This is a genomic window from Sphingomonas sp. GM_Shp_1 (assembly GCF_026540895.1).
In the GTDB taxonomy this organism is placed as follows: Bacteria; Pseudomonadota; Alphaproteobacteria; order Sphingomonadales; family Sphingomonadaceae; genus Sphingomonas.
In genome coordinates this window covers 1-8,953 of the sequence record NZ_JALNUR010000066.1, presented here as the reverse complement: position 1 = coordinate 8,953, position 8,953 = coordinate 1, and the positions used below count along the sequence as shown (strand labels likewise).

Sequence of the window (8,953 nt, the reverse complement as noted above, 5' to 3'; positions counted from 1 at the left end):
GTGCCAAGAGGATGGGTCAGGACTCCCCAACCCCCGTTCAGCCTGAGCGAAGTCGAAGGCCACGCCCCGACCTCACCCCGATTACCGCCGAACGAGCGTCCCCGCCCCCTGCCGGGTGAAAATCTCCAGCAACATCCCATGCGGCACCCGCCCGTCCAGGATCACCGCCGCATCCACCCCGGCCTCGACCGCCGAGACGCAGGTCTCCAGCTTGGGGATCATCCCGCCCGAAATCGTCCCATCGCTGCGCAATTCCGCGATCTTCGCCGGGTTCAGGTCGGTCATCAACTCGCCCTGCTTGTCCAGCACCCCCGCCACATCGGTCAGCAGGAAGAAGCGCGACGCGCCCAGCCGCGCGGCGATCGCGCCCGCCATGGTGTCGGCGTTGATGTTATAGGTATGGCCGTCCAGCCCGATGCCGACCGGCGCGATGACCGGGATGATGCCGTCGGCGCACAGGCTCTCGATCAGGCGCGGGTCGACCGCGACCGGCTCTCCGACGAAACCCAGATCGACATGGCGCTCGATGCCCTTGAGCGGATCGGCCTCGCGCCCCTGCACCTTCTCGGCGATGACGAGGCCCGCATCCTTGCCCGAAATGCCGACCGCGCGGCCCCCGGCGGCGGCGATCCAGCTGACGATTTCCTTGTTGATCGATCCCGCCAGCACCATCTCGGCGATCTGCGCGGTTTCCTTGTCGGTCACGCGCAGGCCGTTGACGAACTGCGACTCGACGCCCAGCCGCTTGAGCATCGCGCCGATCTGCGGGCCGCCGCCGTGCACCACGACCGGGTTGATGCCGACCGCCTTGAGCAGCACCATGTCCTCGGCGAAGTCACGCTGCCGCTCGGGATCGCCCATGGCGTGGCCGCCATATTTCACCACGAAGGTCTTGCCCGCATAACGCTGAAGATAGGGCAGCGCCTCGGTCAGCGTCTCGGCCTTGGCGAGCAGGGCGGCGTCGGGATCGTGGTTGGTCATGGCCGCCCTTTATCGCGGGTCGGGAACGGGGAAAACCGGCAATATGCGTTACGCGCGGTCCAGCCGCCGCCCGAGCCCCACGAACAGATAGATGAGCGGCGGCACCAGAACGGCGGACAGCGTTACCTTGGCGATCATCTGTCCGACGATCAGCTGGCCGATCGGGAAGGCTCCGTAAAAGGCGATGGTGACGAACAACAGCGTGTCGACCACCTGGCTAAGCATGCTGGCCACCGCCGCGCGCAGCCAGAGCAGCCTGCTGCCCTCCCGCCCCTTGAGCGCGGCGAAGATGGTGACGTTCAGCGTCTGCGACACGCCGTAAGCGACGATCCCGCCCAGCCAGATCCGCCAGGTCGACCCGAGGATCAACTGGATCGCGTCGCGATTGGCGGGGACCATTTCGGGCGAGGGCGGCAATATCCACACCACCCAGGACAGCGCCAGCGAGACGAGCAGCGGCACGAAGCCCACCCGCACCAGACGCCCCGCGACCGAAGGCCCGTGCAGTTCCGCCACCGCGCTCGACGTCACGACCAGCAGCAGGAAGGCGAAGATGCCCGCCTCCACCGCGAGCGGCCCCAGCGAGACCTGCTTGTTGCCCAGCACCCCCGCGATACAGACCATACCGCCGTAGAAGATCGACAGGGCGAACAGCGAGGGTGAAATCAGCGACTTGGCGGGGGGCGTGACGGCGTCGGGATGATCCATCGGCGATGGTTAGCGCGAAATCCTCGCGTGGCAAAGGATTAGACGCCAATATCACGCGCCCCTGCCCCTCTACCATCCTTCGGATGGTCCCCCTCCCCAAGCCAAGCTTGGGGAGGATTTGAGATCGCTATTCCTCCCCAGGCTGTGCCTGGGGAGGGGGACCGCGCCCGCCAGGGCGTGGTGGAGGGGCAGGCTCGCTCTCCCCTTGCACCCCGCCGCCCGAACCGCTCTATTCCCGCCGAAACGAAAAAAGGGGATGACATATGCGGTTGGCGAAATGGCTCGGCGGGGTGGCCGCGACGCTGGCGATGCTGCCGGGCCTCGCGGCGGCGCAGGATCGCCCCGATCAGAAGGCGTTCTTCGATCTCTACAAGCAGTTGGTCGAAACCAATACCAGCCTGTCGGTCGGCAGTTGCACCCAGGCCTCCGCCCAGATCGCCGAGCGGCTGAAGGCGGCGGGCTATAAGGACGCCGACATCACCCTGTTCTCGGTCCCCGAACATCCCAAGGACGGCGGCATCGTCGCGGTGCTGCCCGGCACCGACAAGAGCCGCAAGCCGATGCTGCTGCTCGGCCATCTCGACGTCGTCGAGGCCAAGCGCGAGGACTGGACGCGCGATCCGTTCAAGCTGATCGAGGAGGACGGCTTCCTCTATGGACGCGGCACCGTCGACGACAAGGCGATGAGCGCGGTCTGGGCCGACACGCTGATCCGCCTGAAGAAGACGCCGCCCAAGCGCACCATCAAGATGGCGCTGACCTGTGGGGAGGAAACGACCTTCGCCTTCAACGGCGCGGAGTGGCTGGCCAAGAACAAGCCCGATCTGATTTCGGCCGAATTCGTGTTGAACGAGGGCGGCGGCGGACGGCTCGACGCGGACGGCAAGCGCGAATTGCTGGCGGTGCAAGTGGGCGAGAAGGCGGCGCAGAACTATACCTTCCTCGCGACCAATCCGGGCGGCCACAGCTCGCAACCGACGCCGGAAAACGCGATCTACGAACTGGCCGACGCGGTGAAGGCGGTGCAGGGTTATGAATTCCCCGTCGTCCTGACCGACACCACCCGCGCCTTCCTGACCGCGACCGGGCAAAAGGTCGGCGGCCAGCTCGGCGACGCGATCACCCGGCTGCTCGCCGATCCGAACGACAAGGCGGCGGACGCGATCGTCAGCCAGGACAAGGCGTTGCGCTCGACGCTGCGTACCACCTGCGTCGCGACGCTGCTGCAAGCCGGGCATGCCGAAAACGCCCTGCCCCAGCGCGCGACCGCCAATATCAACTGCCGCATCTTCCCCGGCGAGTCGGTCGAGGGGACGCTGGCCAAGCTCAAGGAACTGGCGGGCCCCAAGATCACCGTCACCGCCAACCAGCCGGTCCGCCCGACCGCCATCCCGCCCAAGCTGGACCCCAAGATCATCGGCCCGATGAAGACGCTGGCCGCCAGGCATTTCCCCGGCGTGCCCCTGGTGCCGATGATGTCGACCGGCGCGACCGACGGCATCTTCTTCCAGGCGATCGGCATCCCGGTCTACGGCGCGCCGGGCATCTTCATCGAGAAGGACATGTCGGGCATCCATGGCCTGAACGAGCGCATCCGGGTCAAGTCGCTCTATGACGGGCGCGACTATCTCCACGATCTGGTGCGCGCCTACGCCTATTGATCCCACCTTCGGGCGGTGCCGGTCCGGCGTCGCCCATCAGGACCAATCGACATTCATTTCGCGTCTTCTTCCCTCTCCCCCGGACAGGTGAGAGGGTTAGCGGAGCTTGCCAGCCTGCTGGCTAGCGCAGCTTGGGTGAGGGGTTGAGCGAGCCAAAGGCTCGCGCGCTCGGCTCGCGAGCGCAGCACCCCTCACCCAGCTCCGACTAGGTCTTTGCTTTCGCAAAGACCTAGGACCAATCGACATTCAGGCTGCACGATCTTCATTCCTCCCCTGCAAGGGGAGGGGGACCATGCGAAGCATGGTGGAGGGGTGTAACCCGTCGTGAGGTTGGCCAACCTCTCCAACGGGGACACCCCTCCGTCAGGCCTTCGCCCTGCCACCTCCCCTTCCAGGGGAGGAATAGAATAAATGTCGATCGGCCCTAGTCTGCGCAACCCTCTCCCCTCTGCGAGGGGCGAGGGGAAGAGAAGGGCATATCGGAATGTCGATCCGGCCTACGCAGCTTGACTCTTAAATCTACATATGTCGTATTGTGGACATGATCCGCCATCGACAACCTTCGCGACAGATGCGCGCCCTGCTCGCCGCGATGATGGCGGACGCCACGACGTGGCGGCATGGCTATGACCTGATGAAGGATACCGGCCTGTCGTCGGGGACGCTCTATCCGCTGTTGATGCGGATGACCGAGAAGGGGCTGGTCGAGTCGGAATGGCGCGATCCGGCGCAACCCGGACGGCCCGCGCGCCACGTCTATCGCCTGACCGCCGCCGGGATCGCGCTGGCCCGGTCGCAGGACGAGGGCGACGCGGCCCCCGCGACATGGGTGCCCGCATGAGCGACCTGCTGGCCCGGCGGATCGTGGCGCTCGCCGTCCGCTGCCTGCCGCCGCAGGAGCGCTTTTGGGGCCGGGCGATGCAGGCCGAACTCGAAGAGGTCGCGGCACACGGGCCCGCCCTGCCCTTCGCGCTCGGGTGCCTGATGACGGCATGGCGACGCCTGCCGCTGCACCGCAATGGGCGGGCGCTGCTGGCGAGCCATGTCCTGACGATCGGGCTGATCCTGCCCTTCGCCGCCTTTCATGTTCAATGCGCCTTGCGCGGGGCCTATTTCCTGCTCTCGGGCCGCGATCCCTATTATGCCGCCCTGACCATGGGGAGCGCGGCACAACAGGCGCGGGCCGTGCTCTATCGCGACATGACGCCCGCCGTGACGGTGCTGCTCTTGCTGCTGGGGCTGGTGCATATGTTCCTCGCCTGGACGGTGGTTCAAAGGCGTTGGCGGCGGGCCGCGATGCTCTGGCTGATGGCGGGCGTCATCGCCGCCGCGACCGTCATCGTCATCGCGCCGATCGCCACGCCGATGGGCATCGTCGTCCAATGCCTGGCGCTGGGCATCGAGATGCTTGCCATTCCCGTCCTCGCCCGCTGGCGGATCGCCCCTACCCCCTGTCCCTGATGGAGGTCCCATGACGTCACTGTTCCTGCTCGCGGCGCTGGTCGCGGGCCATGTCACCCCTGCGTCCCTGCAAGGGGATCGGCTTCGCGCGGGGTCGGCCTGCTACACGATAACCGCCGACGGAAAGCCGATGGGCACGACGCTCCAGACGATCACGGCGACCCGCGCGGACGGCAAGCCTGCCTGGGACATCGTCGTTCACCAGAAGGTCGGCAACGGCGCGTTCGACATGCGCGACCATTTCGTCGTCGACCGGCGCACGCTCCTGCCGCGGCATATGGACAGCCGGCGCGGCATCGCGCGGACCGATCGCGGCTGGCACCGGATCGCGCTCGATTATGTCGGGGGGCGGATCACCGGCACGCGGGAAACAGTGAGCGGCACGACCACGATCGATGTCGCGGCGGAGCAGCCGGTGTGGGATGGCAATCTATGGGGCGTGACCTTCGCCGCGCTGCCGCTGAAGCAGGGCGCGCGCTACACCCTGCCCTTCTGGCAATATGACAAGGGCTTCGGCCAATTCACCGCGCGAGTCGTCGGGCGCGGCTCGGTGGACACCCCCTCCGGCAAGATACCGGCCTGGATCGTCGAGGCGGGGGACGATCCGACGCACCTCTTGCGATACCACATCGCGCGCAGCCCGCGTCAGGAACTGGGCTATAGCGCCGGATCGCATGGGCAGCGGCTGGGCGGCACCTGTTCGTGATCCGAAGCTGGCGCGTGGCTGAACGCCGCCGCCACGATGGGTTCAGGATAGGGGGCGTATCACCTCATCATCCGGGAGCGGATCGATATCTTGAGGTGTCGCGATGACCATTCGCAAAACTGCTTTGCTGTTCGCACTCGCCGGGGGCGCGCTGTTCGCCTCCACCGCCGCCACGGCCCAGTCCTGGGGCTATGACTCCTATGTGGCGAACCAGGCGCATCAGGATGCGCGTTACCGCGCCTATCAGGCGGGCCGGGATCAGCGCGCCGCCGATGAAGCCGCCTATTATGGCGATTACCGCGCCGCCGACGCCTATGCGCACGACGCCGCCATCCGCCGGTCGGAGGCCAAGCAGGCCGCCCGCTTCGCGCATGAGGAGAAGAAGGCGGCCTATTGGAATTCGTGGCGGCATCACGGCTGGGGCTGGTAAGCACCGGCACCGCCTGCCCAGCCCAAACGAAAAGGGGCCGACGCCATGAAGCGTCGGCCCCTTTTTTTCAGGTCGATCGCGCCGGGCGATCAGCCGTCGTAGTCGGCACCCAGATTCTGGTTGCGCGGCGGCGCGGCGGCGGTCAGGCGCAGCGCCTCGGCCGAGGCCTGCAGGCTGCCGACATCGTCCGCCTCGTCCTCGTCGTCGATCTGGACGCGCTGCAGGCTGTTGACCACGGCTTCTTCCAGATGAGTCGGACGAACCGTTTCCTCGGCAATCTCGCGCAGTGCGACGACCGGGTTCTTGTCGCGATCGCGGTCGACGGTCAGGTCGGCCCCGCCCGAAATCTGACGAGCCCGCTGCGCCGCGAACAGCACCAGATCGAACCGGTTGGGAATCTTGTCGACGCAATCCTCGACGGTGACGCGCGCCATGCGTGTGTCCTTCGCAAATAATGCTGGGATGAAAGCGGGCCACCTAACAGCAAAGGGCGGACAAGTCAAAAGCCTTGGCCAAAGCGTAGCGGCGTGCAACGCCCGTGTCGCCTGGATCGTTACGCTTTCGAGAGGATCATGTCATCGAAGAGCCCGTCATGTCGCAAGGCCTACCCCCCGAGCAACCGGTCTTTCGGGTCGGTGACGACGCGCTGACCCTGCTCGACACCGGGCCCCGGCGGCTGGAGGCGGTGCTCGACCTGATCGACGGGGCGCGGGTCAGCCTGCGCATCCTCTATTACATCTATGCCGATGACGAAACCGGGCGGCGGGTGCGCGACGCGATGATCGCCGCCGCGCGGCGCGGGGTGAAGGTGTCGGTGGTGGTGGACGGGTTCGGCGCGGGCGCGGACGAGGCGTTCTTCCGTCCGCTGGTCGACACCGGCGCGCGGCTGTCGCGGTTCGAGCCGCGCTTCGGCCGCCGCTATCTGCTGCGCAATCACCAGAAGCTGGCGCTGGCCGATGCCGAAGGGCCCGCCCCGCGCATCATCATCGGCGGCTTCAATATCGAGGACGACTATTTCGGCACCCCCGCCGACCAGAGCTGGCGCGACCTCGGCCTGCTGGTCGAGGGGCCGGCGGCGGCGCGGATGGCGGGCTATTTCGACGCGCTCTACGACTGGACGGACAATCCCAAGGGCCGGTTGCGCGACCTGAACAGGGCGCTGGCGCATTGGAGCGAGGCGAAGGGGCGGTTGCGCTGGCTGATCGGCGGACCGACCCGGCGGCTGTCCCCCTGGGCACGAACGGTGCGCGACGATATGCGGCGGGGGCGGCGGATCGACGTGATCGCGGCCTATTTCACCCCCAGCCCGACCATGCTCCGTCGCCTCGATCGCGCGGGGCGGCGCGATGCCGAGGTGCGGATCGTGACGGCGGGCAAGTCGGACAATCAGGCGACGATCGCCGCGGCGCGCTTCACCTATGCGGGCCTGCTGCGCAAGGGCGTGCGGATCTTCGAATATCAGCCGACCAAGCTGCACACCAAATTATACGTCATCGACGACGCGGTGCATATCGGCTCCGCCAATTTCGACATGCGCAGCCTGTTCGTGAACCTCGAACTGATGCTGCGAGTGGAGGATGCGACCTTCGCCGCCCATGTCCGCGCCTATGTCGATGGCGAGGTCGCGCGGTCGGAGGCGATCACGCCGGACTGGTACAAGCGCCAGACCGGCTGGTTCCAGCGGCTGCGCCAGTTCGCCGCCTATATCCTGATCGCGGTGATCGACCCCTCGGTATCGCTGGGGCTGAACTTCGGAATCGATTCGCCGGACGGGGACTAGGACGTCATCCCGGCAAAGGCCGGGATCGTGGGCGACGGTCACCCCGTCTTATGCCAAGGCCCCAGCCCGCGCCGGGGGTGAAGGGTCGATCGATCAGTCCTTCCACGCCCAATAGAGCTGGGCCGGGGGCACGTTCCACCATTCCATGTCGTGGTCGATATTCTCCCAGTGCGGGACCAGGAAGTCCTTCACCTTGGGACTGAACTGATAGACCAGGAACGCCCCGCCGGGCCGCAGCACGTCATGCGTCGCCCGCGCGATCGCCGGACCCACGCCGGGCGGCAGGGTGGAGAAGGGCAGGCCCGACAGCACGTAATCGGCATGGTCGAAGCCATGGTCGCGCACGATCTTCTGCACGTCCGCCGCCGATCCGTTCACTGCGGCGAAGCGGGAATCGATAATGGTGTGGCTCAGATAGTCGCAGAAATCGGCATTGGTATCGATCGCGATCAGCTTCGCGTCGGGCGCCATCCGCTCCAGGATCGGGCGACAGAAGGTGCCGACGCCCGGACCATATTCCACGAACAGCTTGGTGTTGGCCCAGTCGACGGGCCCCAGCATCTTGCGGATCAGCTTGCCCGAAGACGGGATGATCGAACCGACCATCACCGGATGTTTCAGAAATTGCTGAAAAAACATCTGGCCGGGCGACGGATAACCCGTGGCGTCGGTGCGGGACTTGCGCGCGGCGGTGGTCGAGCTGGGCATCGAGTTCCTGTCGTTCGTGATCCCCGCGTGGAGGAAACGCGAGGGAAATCCCCTCGTCGCACAGGTGCCGAACGACTTTCAAGCTATTGGGTTGCGAGGTGAAGGTGCAATCCGTCGCAAAGCGGATGCGGCGAATTGGGGGATATGATGGATCGGACGGGGCAGATCGCGGTGATTTTCCTGTCGCAGCGGACGGAAGACGATGCGGATGGCTATGCCGAAGCGGCGGAGGCGATGGATGCCCTTGCGGCAAAGCAACCGGGCTATTGCGGCGTGGACAGCGCGCGCGGGGCGGACGGCTTCGGGATCACCGTCAGCTGGTGGGCCGACGAGGCCAGCGCGCTCGCATGGCGGGGGCACCCCGAACATGCGGCGATCCGCGAGCGGGGGCGGGCGGAATGGTATGCGCGCTATGACGTCGCGGTGGCTGAGGTAGGGCGGAGCTACGAGTGGATGGCGAGCAATTCCTGACCTTTGATCTTGCCGCTCCCCTCCCGCTTGCGAGTTTCAGGTCGGTC

Annotated in this window: 11 protein-coding genes; 7 read left to right on the top strand and 4 right to left on the bottom strand. The window is 66.5% G+C overall.

Annotated elements, in window-relative coordinates; translation table 11 throughout:
- Positions 1–81: 81 nt before the first annotated feature.
- Positions 82–981 (bottom strand): acetylglutamate kinase, encoded by a 900-nt coding sequence (gene argB, locus OXQ33_RS17270; protein WP_267436020.1) that lies wholly within the window; start codon positions 979–981, stop codon positions 82–84.
- A 48-nt stretch (positions 982–1,029) separates the two neighbouring features.
- Entirely contained in the window at positions 1,030–1,689 is a 660-nt protein-coding gene (locus OXQ33_RS17265; RefSeq protein ID WP_267436018.1) for a queuosine precursor transporter, read from the bottom strand.
- A gap of 263 nt (positions 1,690–1,952) precedes the next feature.
- Here OXQ33_RS17265 and OXQ33_RS17260 point away from each other — a divergent pair, with 263 nt between their 5' ends.
- The 5 genes from OXQ33_RS17260 (at position 1,953) to OXQ33_RS17240 (ending at position 5,947) form a co-directional block, all read left to right on the top strand.
- On the top strand, positions 1,953–3,350 hold the full coding sequence (locus tag OXQ33_RS17260) for a M20/M25/M40 family metallo-hydrolase (protein WP_267436017.1): 1,398 nt from the start codon (positions 1,953–1,955) through the stop codon (positions 3,348–3,350).
- 541 nt (positions 3,351–3,891) lie between these two features.
- Positions 3,892–4,191, top strand: coding sequence for a PadR family transcriptional regulator (locus OXQ33_RS17255; protein ID WP_267436016.1), 300 nt, complete (start codon positions 3,892–3,894; stop codon positions 4,189–4,191).
- Positions 4,188–4,811: a hypothetical protein gene (locus OXQ33_RS17250; protein WP_267436015.1), complete on the top strand. Its 624-nt coding sequence runs from the start codon at positions 4,188–4,190 to the stop codon at positions 4,809–4,811. The genes OXQ33_RS17255 and OXQ33_RS17250 overlap by 4 nt, the downstream gene beginning before the upstream one ends.
- 10 nt (positions 4,812–4,821) lie before the next feature.
- Entirely contained in the window at positions 4,822–5,517 is a 696-nt protein-coding gene (locus OXQ33_RS17245; RefSeq protein WP_267436014.1) for a hypothetical protein, read from the top strand.
- Between the two features lie 103 nt (positions 5,518–5,620).
- Positions 5,621–5,947, top strand: coding sequence for a hypothetical protein (locus tag OXQ33_RS17240; protein ID WP_267436013.1), 327 nt, complete (start codon positions 5,621–5,623; stop codon positions 5,945–5,947).
- Positions 5,948–6,036: 89 nt separating this feature from the next.
- Here OXQ33_RS17240 and rpoZ read toward each other — a convergent pair whose 3' ends face one another.
- Positions 6,037–6,381: a DNA-directed RNA polymerase subunit omega gene (gene rpoZ, locus OXQ33_RS17235; RefSeq protein ID WP_042486773.1), complete on the bottom strand. Its 345-nt coding sequence runs from the start codon at positions 6,379–6,381 to the stop codon at positions 6,037–6,039.
- 158 nt (positions 6,382–6,539) lie between these two features.
- Between rpoZ and OXQ33_RS17230 the strand changes: the two genes are divergently transcribed.
- On the top strand, positions 6,540–7,727 hold the full coding sequence (locus OXQ33_RS17230) for a phosphatidylserine/phosphatidylglycerophosphate/cardiolipin synthase family protein (protein ID WP_267436012.1): 1,188 nt from the start codon (positions 6,540–6,542) through the stop codon (positions 7,725–7,727).
- Between the two features lie 93 nt (positions 7,728–7,820).
- Here the strand turns inward: OXQ33_RS17230 and OXQ33_RS17225 are convergent, their stop codons facing one another.
- The gene (locus tag OXQ33_RS17225) at positions 7,821–8,435 is read right to left on the bottom strand and encodes a methyltransferase domain-containing protein (protein ID WP_267436011.1); all 615 of its coding nucleotides are present in this window, start codon (positions 8,433–8,435) and stop codon (positions 7,821–7,823) included.
- A gap of 144 nt (positions 8,436–8,579) precedes the next feature.
- On the opposite strand from OXQ33_RS17225, the gene OXQ33_RS17220 reads away from it, so the two are divergent.
- Positions 8,580–8,906 (top strand): antibiotic biosynthesis monooxygenase, encoded by a 327-nt coding sequence (locus OXQ33_RS17220; protein ID WP_267436010.1) that lies wholly within the window; start codon positions 8,580–8,582, stop codon positions 8,904–8,906.
- Positions 8,907–8,953 lie beyond the last annotated feature (47 nt).

Coding starts and splice junctions, on each gene's coding strand:
- OXQ33_RS17250 (WP_267436015.1), top strand. CDS start 4,188: ATGAGCGACCTGCTGGCCCGGCGGATCGTGGCGCTCGCCGTCCGCTGC.
- OXQ33_RS17225 (WP_267436011.1), bottom strand. CDS start 8,435: ATGCCCAGCTCGACCACCGCCGCGCGCAAGTCCCGCACCGACGCCACG.
- argB (WP_267436020.1), bottom strand. CDS start 981: ATGACCAACCACGATCCCGACGCCGCCCTGCTCGCCAAGGCCGAGACG.
- OXQ33_RS17240 (WP_267436013.1), top strand. CDS start 5,621: ATGACCATTCGCAAAACTGCTTTGCTGTTCGCACTCGCCGGGGGCGCG.
- OXQ33_RS17255 (WP_267436016.1), top strand. CDS start 3,892: ATGATCCGCCATCGACAACCTTCGCGACAGATGCGCGCCCTGCTCGCC.
- OXQ33_RS17265 (WP_267436018.1), bottom strand. CDS start 1,689: ATGGATCATCCCGACGCCGTCACGCCCCCCGCCAAGTCGCTGATTTCA.
- OXQ33_RS17260 (WP_267436017.1), top strand. CDS start 1,953: ATGCGGTTGGCGAAATGGCTCGGCGGGGTGGCCGCGACGCTGGCGATG.
- OXQ33_RS17230 (WP_267436012.1), top strand. CDS start 6,540: ATGTCGCAAGGCCTACCCCCCGAGCAACCGGTCTTTCGGGTCGGTGAC.
- rpoZ (WP_042486773.1), bottom strand. CDS start 6,381: ATGGCGCGCGTCACCGTCGAGGATTGCGTCGACAAGATTCCCAACCGG.
- OXQ33_RS17245 (WP_267436014.1), top strand. CDS start 4,822: ATGACGTCACTGTTCCTGCTCGCGGCGCTGGTCGCGGGCCATGTCACC.
- OXQ33_RS17220 (WP_267436010.1), top strand. CDS start 8,580: ATGATGGATCGGACGGGGCAGATCGCGGTGATTTTCCTGTCGCAGCGG.